The sequence below is a fragment of the Agromyces sp. NPDC060279 genome (genome assembly GCF_042726785.1).
GTDB lineage: Bacteria > Actinomycetota > Actinomycetes > Actinomycetales > Microbacteriaceae > Agromyces.
Genome location: NZ_JBHXBK010000005.1, coordinates 13,590 through 28,886 on the forward strand (window position 1 = coordinate 13,590; position 15,297 = coordinate 28,886).

The following is a 15,297-nucleotide window of genomic DNA, read 5'->3' on the forward strand; positions in this document are numbered from 1 at the left end:
CGACGGGGTTCTTGTCAACCCTCGACAAGCTCATTCAGGATCCGGAGGAGGGTGTCGACAGACTCCTCCTCGCCGATCGAGACCCGGATGCCCTCCGGCGGGAAGGCCCGGGTCACGAGTCCGGCGTCGAAGAGGCGCTCGGCGATCTCGCTCGTGCGCTCGCCCACGGGGAGCCAGATGAAGTTCGCCTGGCTGACCGGGATCGGCCAGCCCTGGGCGAGCAGCGCGGCCCGCACGCGGTCGCGGCGCTCCGCGATGACGTCGACGCGCGCGCGCAGCTCGGCCTCGGCGGCCGGCTCGAGCGAGGCGATCGCGGCGGCGCTCGCGGCGGCGGTCACACCGAGCGGGATGGCGGTCGCGCGCGCCGCGTCGAGGATGCCGACCGGGCCGATCGCGTAGCCGACCCGCAGCCCGGCGAGGCCGTAGGCCTTGGAGAAGGTGCGGAGCACGACGAGGTTCGGGTGCCGGCCGATGAGCTCGCGGCCGTCGACGGCGCCGGCGTCGCGCACGAACTCGACGTAGGCCTCGTCGAGCAGCACGAGCCGGTCGGCGGGGATGCGGGCGAGGAACGCGTCGAGCTCGGCGCGGGTGATCGTGACCCCGGTCGGGTTGTTGGGCGTGCAGACGATGACGACGCGGGTGCGCTCGGTCACGGCGTCGGCGATGGCGTCGAGGTCGTGCCCGTGGTCGGGGCGGTTCGGCACGGCGACGCTCGTGGCGCCGGCGATCGTGACGAGCCCCGGGTAGGCCTCGAAAGAGCGCCACGAATAGACGACCTCGTCGCCGGGGCCCGCGGCGGCGAGCACGAATTGCGCGATGAGCGCGACCGAGCCCGCACCGATGATGACCTCGTCGGCGGAGACGCCGAAGCGGGCGGCGAGCACCTCGCGCAGGGCGAGCGCCGTCGCGTCGGGGTATCGGTTGATCGAGCCGGCCGTCTCGGCGACCGCCTGCTGCACCGAGGGCAGGGGATCGAAGGGGTTCTCGTTGCTGGAGAGCTTGAACCCGTCGGCGGGCGCGGGACGCCCCTGGCGGTAGGGCGGCAGCGCCGCGATCTCGGGGCGCAGGCGCACCCCGGTGCTGGCAGATTCCGTTGCGGTCGACTCCGTTGCGGTCACGCGTTCCACCGTACTCCGTTGCATATTCCGCGAGCGGTTCGGTTGCGCGCCCCCGTCGCGCGGCAATTTGCTTATCGGATCGGACATTCGGGGGCCAGCCCCCTTCGCAGACGCGCCCGGCTCTGGGAGAGTGGCGGTATGCGCTTCATCGTCAAAACCATCGTCGTCGCGCTCGCGCTCTGGCTGACCACGTTCATCGTGGCGGGCGTCTCGGTCGTGCCCTACGAGGACACGCAACTCGCCACGATCCTCACCTACCTGCTGGTGGCCGCGATCTTCGGCGTCGTCAATGCCATCGTCGGCGGGTTCATCAGGGTGGTGGCCTTCCCCATCTACGTGATCACGCTGGGCCTCATCTCGTTCATCGTCAACGGGCTGCTGCTGCTGCTCGTGGACTGGATCAGCGGGCTCATCGGCTTCGGCCTCGAGGTGGACGGCTTCTGGTGGGGCGTGCTCGGCGCGCTCGTGCTCGGCCTGATCAGCTGGCTCATCGGCCTCATCGTTCGCCCGTCGAAGGACTGAGCGGGGCTTCCGGCTCGCGCTCGGCGAGCCAGAAGCTGGCCTCGCCCTCGCGCCCGGCCGTGAAGTCGGTGACGAGCGCGCTGAATTCCACGAGCCTGGGGTCGCCCGAGGCATCCACGAGCTCAGCCGTGCGCCGGTAGGCCTCGAGCTCGTGGGCCGTGAGGATCGGGCCCGGTCGCTCGGGCGGGGTCGCCACCTCGCGCTGCACGACGAGCGGCCCGAGCGGCCGGTCGGCCCCGCCCGAGCCCGGCACCAGGTCGTCGCGGTGCTCGAGGTTCAGCAGCGGCGCCGACGGATCGACCCGCGCCGGCCCGCCGAGGTTCGCCCCCGCCGTGAAGCCGAGCTCGGGATCGGCCATCAGCTCGGCGACGATCGCACCGCCGCCGGAATAGCCGATGCCGATGAGCTCGTCGCCCGGCCGCACCCCGGCCTCGGCGAGCGCGAGCCGCACCGCGCGCTCGCCTGCTGCCACGGGCAACGACCCTGCGACGACCTCCGCCCCACGCCCGGCGACGGTGTGCACATTGCTCGTCATGTCGAAGGGCTGCGCGCCGGCTGCGGGCGACGGCGCGATCGTGCCGGTCACGTAGACGACCCATCGGCGCGCCCCCTCGCCCGCGCGATCGCCGCCGACGGGCGCGGGGTACTGCTCGATGCGGATCTGCGGCGCACCCTCGCGCGGCGGGGGCACGCGCGCCGCGAGGCCGGCCACACCGACCGGGGGCGCAACCGGCGACGCCGCGGCGGGCGGCGCCGGCACCCGTGCGCCGCCGGGAACGCCGGCAGCCTCGGCGACCCGGCGCACCCCGACCGGGCGCTCGGCCAGGAGGCCGACCCCGAGCCCGCCGAGCGCCGAGGCCCCCAGCGCCACCGCGGCGGCGGAGTCGGGGGCGTCGACGAAGCCGCCCGCGACGACCGCCATGGGCAGGGGGACCCCGGCCGCACCGGCCACCAGTTCGTCGCTCGAGTCGAGTGCGGCGGCCAGCGCGTCGCCCGCTCCGGGGTGCACGAGGAGCTGTCGAAGGAGGGGGAGCGCGCCCTCCCGCGACACCCCGAGGGCGTCGAGCATGCGGTCGCCGAGGAAGACGCCGCCCGCCGCCGCGAGCAGCGGCCAGGCGAGGAACCGGGCGGAGGCGCCGAACGTCCAGGCGGCGAACTGCCCGGCGAGCTGCCGCAGCGCGCCGAGTCGCTGCTCGACGGCGCCGTAGCGGAGCGCGGATTCGTCGAGGTTGCGTGCGAGCGATGCGGCGAGCTCGGCCGACTGCCCGAACTGATGCGTGGCGAGCGCGAGTTCGTGCTCGGCGCGCCCGGCCGCACCACCCGCTCGACCGATCGTGGCGAGCAGCCCCGCCGCGCGCTCGGCGAAGCGCGAGCAGCCCACCTCGACGACCGCGAGCCGGGCCGCTTCGGCGAAGAGTTCGTCGACGGCGACCGCGGTGCTGCCCCCGCCGGAGACGAGCAGCTCGCCGCTCATCGCCACCCCCGCGTCGGCTCGGCCGGCGCGGGGCCGGCGCCCGCCATCGCCACGAGCCGCGCCTGCGCCTCATCTCGCTCGTCCTGCAGCCGGATCAGCGTCGCGTTCAGCTCGAGCTCGGCCTGCTCAAGGGCGGAGCGGGCGAGGTCGACCCGGGAGACGAGCTCGTCGAGGCGCGCCTCGTAGTGCTCGGCGGCGGCCGAGCGCCAGCTCGCGCAGCCGACGAGCGGCAGCGACTGCTGCAGGACCGGGAGCTCGTCGAGGAGCACCCGCGTCTGCACCGCGGTGGCGCGCACGGCCTCGATGCGGCGATCGAGGCCGACGAGCTCGGCGGCGAGGGGGTCGGTGAAGGGCACGGGGTGGAGGTGGGTCGGCGAGGCAAGCGGCATCTCTCGATCGTGCCCGGGCCGGGGCGCGCACCGGCCGCGGGACCCCGATCAGGGGAGAACGAACGGCACCGCCCGCCTGGGGAGGACGAGAACCCGCTGGGCTAGTCCGCGACGTCCGCGACGTCCGCGACGTCCGCGACGTCCGCGACGTCCGCGACGACCGCGGCGAGCGCGAGCGCCCCGACCCGCCCCATGGTGCTGACGGCCCCGACCGTCTCGACGATGGCCGAAGCGATGGCGAGGGCCCAGCCGCGCGCCCTCGCCCAGTCGGCGTCGGTGAACGCGGGCAGTCCGGCGCGGAACCGCTCCCGCCCGGCCGCGTCGAAGCAGAGCCACGCGGCGGAGAGGTCGGTCGCGGGGTCGCCCGAGGTCACGTCGCCGAAGTCGAGCACGGCGGCGAGGGGGCCGGCGGCGCGCTGGAGCAGCAGGTTCCCCGGATGCAGGTCGCCGTGCACCCAGCTCGGCGGCCCCGCCCATCCCGGTGCGGCGAGGGACGCCCGCCACACGCGCTCGAGCGCGGCGCGTTCGGCGACGGCGTCGAGCGCTCCCGAGGCGATCCGCGGCCCGACGACCGGATCGCGCTCGACGAGGGGCACGCCGCGGTACGGGTTCGCCGGGGCATCCGCCGGCGCCTCGCGCTGCAGGGAGGCGACGAACGCCGCCAGCGCGGGGGCGGCCTCGCGCCGCGCGGGCGGATCGAGTTCGATGGCGGCGACGCCGTCGAACCAGGGGCCGATGCTCCAGACGAAGGGGTAGCCCGCCCCCGGCGCCCCGGCGCGCACCGGCACCGGGAGCGCGACGGGGGAGTGCCGGGCGAGTTCGGGCAGCCAGCGCAGCTCGTGCTCGACGAGCCGGGCGGCGACGAGCCGGCGCGGCATCCGGATCAGGTGCTGTTCGCCGAGCCGCAGCATGGCGTTGTCCCAGCCGTTCGCGACGAGCCGCACCGGGGCGGCGAGATCCGGGTGCTGCTCGGCCACGAGGCGGGCGGCGAGCGCCTCGTCGATCTCGACGTCGGCGGTGGGCGCGTCCATCATCCCCCGGTCCTGCCCGTCGGTCGGGTGCCGGCAGTGCCGACCCAGCGTAGCGCCGCGAGCGCGAATGCCCCCTGTTCCCCGCCCGCCGATTCCAGCAGAATGGAGCCATGACGCGAGCGGAGCCCGTCGGCCTGCCCGCGCAGCCCTTCCGGGTCTCGTTCGTGTGCACCGGCAACATCTGCCGGTCGCCGATGGCGGAGGTCGTGCTGCGCCACCTCGCCGCGCAGGCCGGCCTCGAACGTGCGCTGCGCGTCGACTCCGCCGGCACGGGCGACTGGCACGTGGGCGAGCGCGCCGACCATCGCACGATCGCCGCCCTCGAGCGCGCCGGGTACGACGGCTCCCGGCACCGGGCGCGCCAGTTCGAGCCGGAGTGGTTCCGCGAGCTCGATCTCGTGGTGGCGTTCGACCGCGGCCAGGCGCGGATCCTGCGCAACTGGGCCCACCACGACGGCGAGCTCGACAAGGTGCGGCTGCTGCTCGAGTTCGAGCCGGAACCGACCGGCCTCGTCGACGTGCCCGACCCCTACTACTCCGACGATGCGATGTTCGATCGTGTGCTTGAGATGATAGAGCGGTCGACCACGGCGCTCTTCCGGCAACTCGCGCCGGCTCTCAGACAAGGAATCCGATGACTTCGCTGCCTCCCCAGCCGCTCAGCCCGCTCGATGGACGCTACCGCGCCGCCGTCGGAGACCTCGGCGAGCACCTGTCAGAAGCGGGCCTGAACCGGGCCCGCGTCCACGTCGAGATCGAGTGGCTGATCGCCCAGACCGACCGCGGCTTCTTCGGCACCTCCCCGCTCAGCGAGCACCAGAAGCAGGCGCTGCGCCAGGTCGTCGCCGACTTCGGGCAGCCCGACATCGACGAGCTCGGCTCGCTCGAGGCGACCACCCGTCACGACGTGAAGGCTGTCGAGTACTACGTGCGCCGCCGCCTCTCCGACCTCGGCCTCGACGCGATCGCCGAGCTCACCCACTTCGCCTGTACGAGCGAGGACATCAACAACCTCTCGTACGCGATCACCGTGCGCGACGCGGTGCAGCAGGTCTGGCTGCCGAAGTACCGCGCGGTCGTCGCGGCGATCGCCGAGCTCGCGCGCGAGCACCGGGACGCCTCGATGCTGTCCCGCACGCACGGTCAGCCGGCCACCCCCTCGACGATGGGCAAGGAGCTCGCGGTGTTCGCGCACCGGCTCGAGCGCATCGCGAAGCAGATCGAGGCGACCGAGTACCTGGGCAAGTTCTCGGGCGCGACGGGCACCTTCTCGGCGCACGTCGTGGCGCTGCCGGATGCCTCGTGGCCCGAGGTGTCGCGCGAGTTCGTCACCTCGCTCGGGCTCGACTGGAACCCGCTGACCACGCAGATCGAGTCGCACGACTGGCAGGCCGAGCTCTACGGCAAGGTCTCGCACGCGAACCGGGTGCTGCACAACCTCGCGACCGACATCTGGACGTACATCTCGCTCGGCTACTTCCGGCAGATCCCGGCGGCGGGCGCGACCGGATCCTCGACGATGCCGCACAAGGTCAACCCGATCCGCTTCGAGAACGCCGAGGCGAACCTCGAGCTCTCCAGTGCCGTGCTCGACTCGCTCGCCGCGACGCTCGTCACCTCGCGGCTGCAGCGCGACCTCACCGACTCGAGCGCGCAGCGCAACATCGGCGTCGGCTTCGGGCACTCGCTGCTCGCCCTCGACAACATCCAGCGCGGCCTCACCGAGATCGACCTCGACCGGGAGCTGCTGCTCGCCGACCTCGACGGCAACTGGGAGGTGCTCGGCGAGGCGATCCAGACCGTCATCCGCGGCGAGGTCGTCGCCGGGCGCTCGACGATCAGCGACCCGTACGCCCTGCTGAAGGAGCTCACCCGCGGCAAGCGAGTCGGCGCGACCGAGCTCGCGGCCTTCGTCGAGGGTCTCGAGATCGGGGATGCCGCGAAGCAGCGTCTGCTCGCGCTGACCCCGGCCTCGTACACGGGCCTCGCCGACGAGCTCGTCGACCGGCTGTAGCGGGACGGGCGGCGGTCGCCGCTCGCCGGTCGCCGGTCGCCGCTCGCCGCCCGTGCTTGCGCGCTGGCTGTCGCGTCAGCGCCACTTGCGCGCCGTTGCGCCAGCAGAGGTGGCGCAACGGCGCCGAAGTGGCGCGGGCGCGGGGGCAGGGCGGATGCCCCGGGCGAGGCGGGCCGCTAGACGCGTGCCCGAGCCTCCGGTGCCCGCCAGTGGGCGCTCGGCAGGTGGATGACGACGAGCGCGATGAGCGCGAGCACCGAGTTCCGGAACGCCGGGTCGAGGCCGTTCCACGAGGTCGACTTCCACATCTGGAACCACTCGCCGCCGATCGTGATGAAGCCGCCCATGAACAGGACCAGGAGCATCAGCAGGCCGATCGTGGAGAGCGCGCGAGCGAGGCGGTAGCCGCGGTGGCGCTCGCGGATCCAGAATACGACCGCGGCGATCAGCACGATCGCCGTCGCCGATTCCCAGACGATGACGCCGAGGTAGCCGAGGTTCTGCAGCACCGGATCGGTGATCGCCCGCCACATGACGTCGGGATCGAGGTCCTCGCCGGCGGGGGCGCCGAAGTTCGTGGTGTCCATCGCGAGCACGTGCTGCACGAAGGCCTGATTCGTGCCGAAGTCGGTGATGTTTCCGAACGCGACGAGCAGGATGTAGAGCCCGTTGAGCCCGACGAGCACGGCCGCGACGACCGGCAGCGTGCCGAGGCGCAGCCAGCCGCGCGTCGGTTCGTCGGGTGCGCCGAGCTCGGCGGCGGGGGCGGAACGGTGGTCGGACACGGCGTCTCCTCACTCGAACTGGATCCTCGTCGATCCGATCGAACCGTACCGCGAGGGGCGCGAGCCGCGACGGAGCGACCCACCCGCCCCCTCGCGGCCGCGCCCGCGCGGCGTCCGCGCGGCGCCCGCGCGGCGTCCGCGCCAGTTGCGCGCCATTGCGCCAGTAGAGGTGGCGCAATGAGGCCGAAGTGGCGCGCGCGGGCCGGGGCATCCCGCGGCCGGCGGGCAGGGGCTACGCTGACTCCGTGGAAGCTGCGCGTCATCCGAGGGACCCGATCCTCGACGACGTCGACCGGGAGATCATCGATCAGCTCCGAGTCGACGGCCGACGCTCCTTCGCCGAGATCGGGCGCCGGATCGGCTTCTCCGAGCCGACCATCCGCCAGCGCTACAACCGGCTCGTCTCGCTCGGCGTGATCTACGTCGCCGGGATGTACGACGAGACGAAGATCGGCGGCATCGCCGCGCACGTCGGGATCCGCGTCGCGGAGGTACCCGTCGCGCGAGTCGCCGAACAGCTCGCCGACCATCCGCAGATCAAGTACGTGGCATGCACGCTCGGCTACTACGACATCATCCTCGACGTGGTCGCGCCCGACGCCCAGGCCCTCGGCAAGATCGTGCTGCAGGACCTGCGGCGCATCCGCGGCATCTCCGACCTCGAGACGCTCACGGTGCTCGAGGTGCGCAAGGACACCTACCTCTGGCAGGGCTTCCGCGAGCCCTCGCCGCTCGCGCAGCTCGGCGACTGAGCGCGCGCGACTGAGCGAGCGCGAGCGCGACCGAGCCCGCCGCGGCTCAGCCGTCGGGGTCGCTGATGCTCTGCCCCGCGGTGCCGCGGAGGCCGCCCCAGCTGTAGTCCTTTGCGAGCGAGGTGACGATGATCGGCTGGATGGCGGCGACGCCCGGGTGCCGACGGATCTCGTCGAGCAGATCGATGAGCTGCGGCTGGTCGCGGCAGGTCGCCTCGAGGTAGAGGTCGTGCGATCCGGCGACGAGCGCGACGTGGTTGATCTGGCTGATGCCGACGAGCCCGTCGGCGACCGCGAGGGGCGTGAGGTTGCGCACCCGCAGCAGCAGCCGGACGACCTGGTGGCCGAGGAGCAGTGCGTTGCAGAGGGCGACGATCATGATGACGTCGTCCTCCTCGAGCTTCGCGAGCCGCGTGCGCACGGTCGACTGCGAGACGCCGAGGTCGTCGGCGAGCGCCGCGAACGTGCGCCGCCCGTCGCGGGCGAGCAACTCGATCAGCTTGCGGTCGAGGTCGTCGATCATGCGGCACCGGCCTCCCTCCCACGAGGGTATCGCGGGGCGGGAGGCCGGCCGGGTCGGCTCAGACGCGGGACAGCGTCGCGCGCTCGAGCGCGCGCACGGCGCGCACGAGCTCCGCGTTGTCGGCGGGCGTCGTGCCGTCGGCGAGCAGCACGCCGTCCTCGAAGCCGATGCGGGTCTCGCAGCCGTCGGCGATCGCGGCCTCGACGACCGGCCAGACGGTCTCGTCGTAGCCGTGGTAGAGGATCGGCGCCGTGACGCCGGCCTCCCGCAGCACCGCGGCGATCTCGCGGCACTGGGCCACGGCGGCCTCGGCATCCTCGGTCTCCGGCTCGATCAGCACGCGCACGTTCCGGTGCAGGGTCGGCGAGGCGAGCAGCGCCGGCACATCGTCCATCGACCACACCGCCGACTCGAGCACCATGCCGCGCTCGAGTACGAGCACGGCGGCCTCGGCGGCGCCCTCCTCGCAGAAGGCGACCGAGGCGAAGTCGGGCAGGGCGTCCGCCGGCCAGGCGGCGAGGTGGGCCATCCGCTCGGCGTGCGAGGCGACCGTCCAGAGCCCCGTCGTCGTGCCGATCACGATCGCGGGATCGGCCGCGCGCATCGCGCGCACCCACGCGCCGATCGCCTCGGGACGGATCGTCTGCTCGCCGTCCTCGTCGATGACATGGGCGTGCACCACGTCGGCGCCCGCCGCGATCGCGGCGACGCTGGCGGCGACGATCTCCTCGGTGGAGCGGGGGACCGCCGGGTGCTCGGTGACCGGGCGGCCGCCGTTGATGGCGGCTTTGAGCAGCATGGGATGCCTTTCCTAGGTGTTTCTCGGCATGGCGGAGCACGGCCGACGGAGCCGAAGGCCGCCGACCGCGAGTGGGAGTGCCGCGCTAGTGGGGCGTGGTGCGCGCCAGGAGCTCGGCGACGGTGTCGCTGGCGCCGGTGAGCGACCCGAGCGGCTCGCCCCGGCGGAGGTCGGCGATGAGGTCGGGCTCCTCGGCGTCGTCCTCGAGCGCGAGGTCGACGAGGCGCTCGAGCACCTCGACGGGCACGACGAGCACGCCGTTCGCGTCGGCGAGCACGACGTCGCCGGGGTGCACGACCGCGCCGCCGCACGTGACGGGGACGTTCACGCCGCCCGCGTCGATGCCGTGCAGCTTCGTGGTGAGCATGCTCGTGCCGCGGGCGTGCACGGTGAGCCCCAGCTCGGCGATCTCGTCGACGTCGGTGACGACGCCGTCGACCACCGCGCCGGCGGCGCCGCGGGCGACGAGCTGCGCGGCGACGACCTCGCCGAGCGGCGCGTGGCGGCGGTCGCCGCCGGTGTCGAGCACGAGCACCTGACCGGCGCCGATGAGGCCGGCGGCGTGGTGCAGGGCGGTCGAGTCGCTCGCGGTGGTGCGCACGGTGAAGGCGGTGCCGATGACCCGGCCGCCGGCCGCGACGATGCGACGCACCTCGGGGTCGACGAAGCCCTCCTCGAGGTAGTGGCCGAGGGTGGGGAAGCTCAGCCGTTCGAGCTTCTCGCGGAGCGGCTGCGACAGGGGTGCGGGGGCGGTCCCGGTGTGGAAGAACATGGTCCTCTTTCTGGGTGAGTCAGGCGAGGTGGGTCAGGCGACGGGGGTCAGGCGAGGGTGTACGCGAGCTCGATGCGGCGGTTGTCGAGCGCGGGCAGCATGGCGCGCGCCCGCTCCGAGCGCTCGAGGTCGAGCTCGGCGACGACGAGGCCCTCGTCGTGGGCGTTGAGCCCGGCGACGACGACGCCGAGCGGGTCGATGACGCGGCTCAGGCCGGCCGAGTCGGGGCCGACGGTCGCCGAGGCGAGCAGCCAGCTGACGTTCTCGATCGCGCGGGCCTGGGTCAGCACCGACCAGTGCTCCTCCTTGCCCTTGCCGGAGACCCAGGCCGCCGAGAGCGCGATGACGTCGACGCCGCGGTCGGCGAGGCTGCGGAACAGCTCGGGGAAGCGCACGTCGTAGCAGTTGGCGAGGCCGATGCGCACGCCGTCGATCTCGATCACGGGCGGCAGCTCGGCGCCGCGGGTGACGTAGGCCGACTCCTGGTAGGCGAAGGCGTCGTAGGTGTGCAGCTTGTGGTACCTCGCGAGCTCGGCGCCCGAGGCATCCACCGCGATCATCGTGTTGAAGGGCCGGCCGCCGGGGTTCGGCTCGTAGCCGGCCGCGATGACGGCGATGCCGTGCTCGCGGGCGAGCTCGGCGACGAGCGCCTCGAAGCGGGGCCAGACGGCCGGGAGGATCTCGTCGAAGCGGGGCTTCAGCTCGTCCTCGGCGAGGAGCATCGCCTCCTCGGGGAAGACGACGAGGCGGGCGCCGCGCTCGGCGGCCTCGGCCGTGAAGCGGCGGATGGTGGCGAAGTTCTCCTCGGCGTCGATGCCGGGGGAGGTCTGGGCGACGGCGACTCGCATCGCGCGGCTCCTCTCGTGTGAACGGTCGATGGGTGGGGCGGTGGGGCGTTCGTCAGCGCACGACGATGCGGGCGTCCTGCGGCCGCCAGCTGAGGCTGAGCCGGTCGCCGGCGGCGAGGCCGGGCAGGTCGCGCTCCTTGACGAGGCTGGAGACGGATGCCCGCAGCAGGTGCTCCCCGACGCGGAGGTGCAGGTGCCACTCCTCGCCGAGGAAGGTGAGGGTCTCCGCGACGCCGACGACCCCGTCGCCCGCGTCGGCGCGGCGCACCTCGATGCGCTCGGGGCGGAGCAGCAGCGTGCCCGCCCGCGGCGTCGGCACGGTCTCGCCGAGCACGCCGCGCAGCGCGCCGACGCCCGGCACCCCGACCGCGACTTCCTCGCCCTCGGCACCGGCGGGCGCCTGGACGTCGAGCAGGTTGCAGCTGCCGATGAAGCCGGCGACGAAACGGGTCTCGGGGCGGTTGTAGATGTCCTCCGGCCCGGCGACCTGCTGCACGACGCCCTCCGACATGACCGCGATGCGGTCCGACATCGTGAGCGCCTCCTCCTGGTCGTGCGTCACGTAGATGAACGTGATGCCGACCTCGCGCTGCATCCGCTTCAGCTCGTACTGCATCTCCTTGCGGAGCTGCTGGTCGAGCGCACCGAGCGGCTCGTCGAGCAGCACGACCTTCGGCCCCGACACCACGGCGCGGGCGAGGGCGACGCGCTGCCGCTGCCCGCCCGAGAGCTGGTCGGGCTTGCGGTCGCCGAGGTGCCCGAGCTTCACGAGCTCGAGCGCCTCCGTGGTGCGGCGGTTCGCCTCTGCTTTGGCGACCCGCCGCACCCGGAGCTCGAACGCGACGTTCTCGAACACGGTGAGGTGGGGGAACAGCGCGTAGCTCTGGAACAGCATGTTGAGATCACGGTTCCGCGTCGGCACGTCGGTGACGTCGACGCCGCCGAGCCGCACACGGCCCGAGCTCGGCGTCTCGAAGCCGGTGATCATCCGCATCAGCGTCGTCTTGCCGCATCCGGACGGTCCGAGGATGGAGAAGAACTCGTTCTCCCGGATCTCGAGGTCGAGCGGGTGCACCGCGAGGTGCCCGGCGAACTCCTTCGAGAGCCCCTGGATCTCGACGGCCGGGGCCGTCGTCGGCGCGGTGGTGTCGGCCGCGGCTGAGGTGGTCTGCGTCGTCATGATCTCGATCTGCTGTTCGTGGCGGACAGGGGGGTCAGGCCCGGGTCAGGAGGCCTTCACGCGGGTCCAGCCGTCCTGGTAGAAGCGCATGGCCTTGCCCGGGTCGACGATGAAGTCCGCGTTCGCGACCTGCTCGTCCGAGGCGTAGACCGCCGCGTTGCTGAGGAGGCCCTGGTCGGTGACGTGCTCCTGCGCCGCGGCGTTCGCGCTCGCGAGGCCGCCGTCGTTCGTCGCCATCGCGGCGATCTCGGGGCGGAGCAGGAAGTTGATGAACTCGTAGGCCGCGTCCTGGTGCGGGGCGCCCTTCGCGATCGAGAGGCCGTCGACCCAGAGGCTGCCGCCCTCCTCGGGGAGCACGTAGTGCACGTCGGGGTTCTGCTCGACGATCTTCGCCGTGCTGGTGCCGCCCCAGGCCTCCGAGATGCAGACGTCGCCGCTCGCGACGAGCTCGCCGTAGTTCGTGGAGTTGTAGCCGGAGAGCAGCGGCTTCTGCTCGATGAGGGACTCGGTCGCCTTCGCGATCTCGGCCTCGTCGGTGCTGTCTGCGCCGTAGCCGTTCACCTGCAGGCCGGCGATGTACGCGGCGAGCATGTTGTCGAGCATGTTGATCTTGCCCTTCCACTTCGGGTCGAAGAGGGAGGTCCAGCTCGTGATCTCCTCGCCGCCGGTGCAGGCGGCGTTGTAGAGCAGCCCGGTCGTGCCCCACACCCACGGCACGGAGTACTGCAGGCCGGGGTCGTAGCTCGGGTCGGCGAACTTCGGCGCGAGGTTGTCGATGCCCTCGATCTTCGACTTGTCGAGCGGCTCGAGGAGCTCCTGGCCGACGAGCTGCTGCACGGCGTACTGGCTCGGCTCGACGATGTCGTAGCCGGAGTTGCCGGCGGCGAGCTTCGAGATCATCGTCTCGTTGCTGTCGAAGTTGTCGACGTTGACGGCGATGCCCGTCTCCTCGGTGAAGGCGTCGAACACGGTCTGGGGGATCTCGTCGGCCCAGGCGTAGACGTTGAGCTCGGTCGAGGGGCCGGCGTCGCCGCCGGTGCCGCTGCAGGAGGAGAGCGCCAGGGCGGCGACGACGCCCACACTGGCGACGATCAGCTTCTTCATGACGTGGATCCTTTCGGTGGGGGATGGTGCTGCGGGGGACTGCGTGGTGCGTGGTGCTGGTGGTGCGTGCTGCGGTGGTGCTGGTGGTGCGGTTCGTGGCCGGCGGCGCCGGTCAGGTGCGGGACTCGACGAGGATGCGCCGCATCTGGCTGACGCCGACGAGGAGCACGATGACGAGGGTGAGCAGGATGAGCAGGGCGCCGAGGGCGTTGATGCTCGGCGTGAGGCCGGTCTTCAGGCTGGAGTAGATCTTCAGCGGCAGCGTCGTGGAGCCGACGCCGCTCAGGAAGGTCGACATCACGATGTTGCTGAACGAGGTCGTGAAGCTCAGCAGCCAGGCGGCGACCACGGCGGGCCGCAGGAGCGGGAAGTAGACGCGGGTGAAGGTCTGCCACGGCGTGCAGCCGAGGTCGGTGGCCGCCTCGGGCAGGCTCGGGTCGAGCATCGCGGCCGAGCTCATCAGCACGAGCGTGGCGAGCGGCAGCGAGACGATGAGGTGCCCGAGCACGAGGGTCAGGATGCCGAGCGGCACCTTCGTCGTGCTGAAGACGCTGAGCAGCGCGACGCCGAGCACGATCTCGGGCACGATCAGCGGGAGGGCGATGAGCGCCATCAGCGCACCGCGACCCCGGCCGCGGTACCTGGCGAGTCCGAGGGCGAACATGATGCCGATGATCGTCGCGACCGTCGCCGTGATGACCGCCACGAGGGCGCTCGTGCGCAGGGTCTGCATCAGCGAGGCATCCTGGAACAGCTCGACGTACCACTGCAGGGTGAGCCCGTCGAAGCGGGTGTTCGTGCCCGCGGCGTTGAAGGAGTAGACGATCACCGCGACGATCGGGATGTAGAGGAAGACGAAGACGCCGCGGGCGATGCCGTTCACGATCCGGTCCATGCTCAGGCCTCCGTCTTCTTCGTCGTGGCGCGCTTCGTCGAGGAGCGCTTCGTCGAGGAGCGCTTCAGCGCGAGCCCGACGAGCGCCATCGAGGCGAGCATCAGCACGAGCAGCACCATCGAGACCGCCGCGCCCATGGGCTGGTTCCGGAACTCGGTGTAGAGGGTCACGATGAGATTGCCGACGAGGGGGTCCTTGCCGCCGCCGAGCAGGACGGGGATGACGAAGACGCCCATCGTGGGGATGAAGGTCAGCAGCGCGGCGCCGAGGATGCCGGGGCTCGACAGCGGGAGGATGACGCGGCGGTGCACGCCCCACCAGCTCGCGCCGAGGTCGGTGGCGGCCTCCTTCAGCGAGGGGTCGATCGAGCGCATCGACGCGTAGATCGGGAAGATCGCCGTCGGCAGGAACGAGTAGAGCAGGCCGAGCACGACGGCGAGGTTGCTCGGGATCACCGAGAAGCCGGCGATGCCGAAGATGCCCAGGATGCCGGCGATGGGGCCGCCGGAGCCGAGGATCGTGATCCACGCGAAGGTGCGCACGAGGAAGTCGGTCCAGAACGGGATGATGACGAGCAGCAGCAGGAAGCCCTGCCGGTTCGTCGGCCGCGACACGATGTAGTACGAGGTCAGGTAGCCGATGACGAGGCAGACGACGGTGTTCAGCAGGCCGAGGCCGAGCGAGAAGAGCAGCGTCTTGGAGTACACGGGGTCGAGCAGCTTGGCGTAGTTCTCGAACGTGAGCCCGTCGGTGATGCCGCCGTAGTCGTCGGCGACGGCGAAGCTGTTGCGCGCCACGATGAACAGCGGCAGGACGCCGAGGAGCACCACCGAGGCGATCCCGGGGATGAGCAGCAGAAGCGAGCCGCGCTTCGGCTTCTCCTGACGACCCAGATGGATCGCCCGTGTGGTCGCGGTCACATTGCTCCTTCGCAGCTCGCCGGTGATGGGGTGTTCACCATCATGAGCCGCCGAGCTGTGCCTGCGCTCGGCCCGGCGGCGCGGAATCCGTGGAAGTCGGCGGCAATCCTGACGGAGTCCGCGATGGGCCGGTCGGCCGCCGACGACAACGGGCCGGCCACCGCAGCGCGG

Annotated in this window: 17 protein-coding genes; 4 read left to right on the forward strand and 13 right to left on the reverse strand. The window is 72.2% G+C overall.

Going from position 1 to position 15,297, the window contains the following annotated elements; all coding sequences use genetic code 11:
- Window positions 1–14: 14 nt before the first annotated feature.
- Window positions 15–1,118, reverse strand: coding sequence for a histidinol-phosphate transaminase (locus ACFWE1_RS13740; RefSeq protein WP_376933995.1), 1,104 nt, complete (start codon window positions 1,116–1,118; stop codon window positions 15–17).
- Between the two features lie 138 nt (window positions 1,119–1,256).
- Here ACFWE1_RS13740 and ACFWE1_RS13745 point away from each other — a divergent pair, with 138 nt between their 5' ends.
- The gene (locus ACFWE1_RS13745) at window positions 1,257–1,640 is read left to right on the forward strand and encodes a phage holin family protein (RefSeq protein WP_230765204.1); all 384 of its coding nucleotides are present in this window, start codon (window positions 1,257–1,259) and stop codon (window positions 1,638–1,640) included.
- Here the strand turns inward: ACFWE1_RS13745 and ACFWE1_RS13750 are convergent.
- The 3 genes from ACFWE1_RS13750 to ACFWE1_RS13760 form a co-directional block, all read right to left on the reverse strand.
- Complete coding sequence (locus tag ACFWE1_RS13750) at window positions 1,615–3,114, reverse strand: hypothetical protein (protein ID WP_376933996.1); 1,500 nt, start codon at window positions 3,112–3,114, stop codon at window positions 1,615–1,617. The two genes, ACFWE1_RS13745 and ACFWE1_RS13750, sit on opposite strands and share 26 nt — an antisense overlap.
- Window positions 3,111–3,503, reverse strand: coding sequence for a hypothetical protein (locus tag ACFWE1_RS13755; RefSeq protein WP_376933997.1), 393 nt, complete (start codon window positions 3,501–3,503; stop codon window positions 3,111–3,113). Before ACFWE1_RS13755 ends, ACFWE1_RS13750 begins: the two co-directional genes overlap by 4 nt.
- A gap of 101 nt (window positions 3,504–3,604) precedes the next feature.
- Window positions 3,605–4,537 carry an aminoglycoside phosphotransferase family protein gene (locus ACFWE1_RS13760; RefSeq protein ID WP_376933998.1) on the reverse strand — a complete coding sequence of 311 codons (933 nt, stop codon included), beginning with the start codon at window positions 4,535–4,537 and terminating at the stop codon, window positions 3,605–3,607.
- Window positions 4,538–4,644: 107 nt separating this feature from the next.
- Between ACFWE1_RS13760 and ACFWE1_RS13765 the strand changes: the two genes are divergently transcribed.
- Together ACFWE1_RS13765 and purB are read left to right on the forward strand one after the other, a co-directional pair.
- Window positions 4,645–5,172: a low molecular weight protein-tyrosine-phosphatase gene (locus ACFWE1_RS13765; protein ID WP_376933999.1), complete on the forward strand. Its 528-nt coding sequence runs from the start codon at window positions 4,645–4,647 to the stop codon at window positions 5,170–5,172.
- Window positions 5,169–6,548: an adenylosuccinate lyase gene (gene purB / locus ACFWE1_RS13770; RefSeq protein WP_376934000.1), complete on the forward strand. Its 1,380-nt coding sequence runs from the start codon at window positions 5,169–5,171 to the stop codon at window positions 6,546–6,548. The genes ACFWE1_RS13765 and purB overlap by 4 nt, the downstream gene beginning before the upstream one ends.
- A gap of 176 nt (window positions 6,549–6,724) precedes the next feature.
- Here purB and ACFWE1_RS13775 read toward each other — a convergent pair whose 3' ends face one another.
- Window positions 6,725–7,333 carry a DUF2165 domain-containing protein gene (locus tag ACFWE1_RS13775; protein WP_376934001.1) on the reverse strand — a complete coding sequence of 203 codons (609 nt, stop codon included), beginning with the start codon at window positions 7,331–7,333 and terminating at the stop codon, window positions 6,725–6,727.
- 245 nt (window positions 7,334–7,578) lie between these two features.
- Between ACFWE1_RS13775 and ACFWE1_RS13780 the strand changes: the two genes are divergently transcribed.
- A complete protein-coding gene (locus tag ACFWE1_RS13780) occupies window positions 7,579–8,085 on the forward strand; it encodes an Lrp/AsnC family transcriptional regulator (RefSeq protein ID WP_229781518.1) in 507 nt (168 codons plus the stop codon).
- A gap of 46 nt (window positions 8,086–8,131) precedes the next feature.
- Here the strand turns inward: ACFWE1_RS13780 and ACFWE1_RS13785 are convergent, their stop codons facing one another.
- From ACFWE1_RS13785 to ACFWE1_RS13820, 8 genes are all read right to left on the reverse strand, one after another.
- Complete coding sequence (locus tag ACFWE1_RS13785; protein ID WP_189084011.1) at window positions 8,132–8,608, reverse strand: Lrp/AsnC family transcriptional regulator; 477 nt, start codon at window positions 8,606–8,608, stop codon at window positions 8,132–8,134.
- A gap of 58 nt (window positions 8,609–8,666) precedes the next feature.
- Window positions 8,667–9,407 carry a 3-keto-5-aminohexanoate cleavage protein gene (locus ACFWE1_RS13790; protein ID WP_376934002.1) on the reverse strand — a complete coding sequence of 247 codons (741 nt, stop codon included), beginning with the start codon at window positions 9,405–9,407 and terminating at the stop codon, window positions 8,667–8,669.
- Between the two features lie 85 nt (window positions 9,408–9,492).
- Window positions 9,493–10,179, reverse strand: coding sequence for an RraA family protein (locus tag ACFWE1_RS13795; protein ID WP_376934003.1), 687 nt, complete (start codon window positions 10,177–10,179; stop codon window positions 9,493–9,495).
- A gap of 47 nt (window positions 10,180–10,226) precedes the next feature.
- Window positions 10,227–11,027 (reverse strand): carbon-nitrogen hydrolase family protein, encoded by an 801-nt coding sequence (locus ACFWE1_RS13800; RefSeq protein WP_189084008.1) that lies wholly within the window; start codon window positions 11,025–11,027, stop codon window positions 10,227–10,229.
- Between the two features lie 52 nt (window positions 11,028–11,079).
- Window positions 11,080–12,207, reverse strand: coding sequence for an ABC transporter ATP-binding protein (locus ACFWE1_RS13805; protein ID WP_376934004.1), 1,128 nt, complete (start codon window positions 12,205–12,207; stop codon window positions 11,080–11,082).
- 45 nt (window positions 12,208–12,252) lie between these two features.
- Window positions 12,253–13,311 carry a PotD/PotF family extracellular solute-binding protein gene (locus ACFWE1_RS13810; protein WP_189084006.1) on the reverse strand — a complete coding sequence of 353 codons (1,059 nt, stop codon included), beginning with the start codon at window positions 13,309–13,311 and terminating at the stop codon, window positions 12,253–12,255.
- Window positions 13,312–13,423: 112 nt separating this feature from the next.
- A complete protein-coding gene (locus ACFWE1_RS13815) occupies window positions 13,424–14,206 on the reverse strand; it encodes an ABC transporter permease (RefSeq protein ID WP_189084005.1) in 783 nt (260 codons plus the stop codon).
- Window positions 14,207–14,208: 2 nt separating this feature from the next.
- Window positions 14,209–15,126, reverse strand: a complete 918-nt coding sequence (locus tag ACFWE1_RS13820) for an ABC transporter permease (protein ID WP_376934005.1) — start codon at window positions 15,124–15,126, stop codon at window positions 14,209–14,211.
- Window positions 15,127–15,297 lie beyond the last annotated feature (171 nt).

Excerpts from the sequence above, each read along its gene's own strand:
- ACFWE1_RS13800 (WP_189084008.1), bottom strand. The coding sequence starts at position 11,027 with ATGCGAGTCGCCGTCGCCCAGACCTCCCCCGGCATCGACGCCGAGGAG.
- ACFWE1_RS13755 (WP_376933997.1), bottom strand. The coding sequence starts at position 3,503 with ATGCCGCTTGCCTCGCCGACCCACCTCCACCCCGTGCCCTTCACCGAC.
- ACFWE1_RS13805 (WP_376934004.1), bottom strand. The coding sequence starts at position 12,207 with ATGACGACGCAGACCACCTCAGCCGCGGCCGACACCACCGCGCCGACG.
- ACFWE1_RS13765 (WP_376933999.1), top strand. The coding sequence starts at position 4,645 with ATGACGCGAGCGGAGCCCGTCGGCCTGCCCGCGCAGCCCTTCCGGGTC.
- ACFWE1_RS13795 (WP_376934003.1), bottom strand. The coding sequence starts at position 10,179 with ATGTTCTTCCACACCGGGACCGCCCCCGCACCCCTGTCGCAGCCGCTC.
- ACFWE1_RS13815 (WP_189084005.1), bottom strand. The coding sequence starts at position 14,206 with ATGGACCGGATCGTGAACGGCATCGCCCGCGGCGTCTTCGTCTTCCTC.
- purB (WP_376934000.1), top strand. The coding sequence starts at position 5,169 with ATGACTTCGCTGCCTCCCCAGCCGCTCAGCCCGCTCGATGGACGCTAC.
- ACFWE1_RS13785 (WP_189084011.1), bottom strand. The coding sequence starts at position 8,608 with ATGATCGACGACCTCGACCGCAAGCTGATCGAGTTGCTCGCCCGCGAC.
- ACFWE1_RS13745 (WP_230765204.1), top strand. The coding sequence starts at position 1,257 with ATGCGCTTCATCGTCAAAACCATCGTCGTCGCGCTCGCGCTCTGGCTG.
- ACFWE1_RS13790 (WP_376934002.1), bottom strand. The coding sequence starts at position 9,407 with ATGCTGCTCAAAGCCGCCATCAACGGCGGCCGCCCGGTCACCGAGCAC.
- ACFWE1_RS13810 (WP_189084006.1), bottom strand. The coding sequence starts at position 13,311 with ATGAAGAAGCTGATCGTCGCCAGTGTGGGCGTCGTCGCCGCCCTGGCG.
- ACFWE1_RS13760 (WP_376933998.1), bottom strand. The coding sequence starts at position 4,537 with ATGATGGACGCGCCCACCGCCGACGTCGAGATCGACGAGGCGCTCGCC.
- ACFWE1_RS13750 (WP_376933996.1), bottom strand. The coding sequence starts at position 3,114 with ATGAGCGGCGAGCTGCTCGTCTCCGGCGGGGGCAGCACCGCGGTCGCC.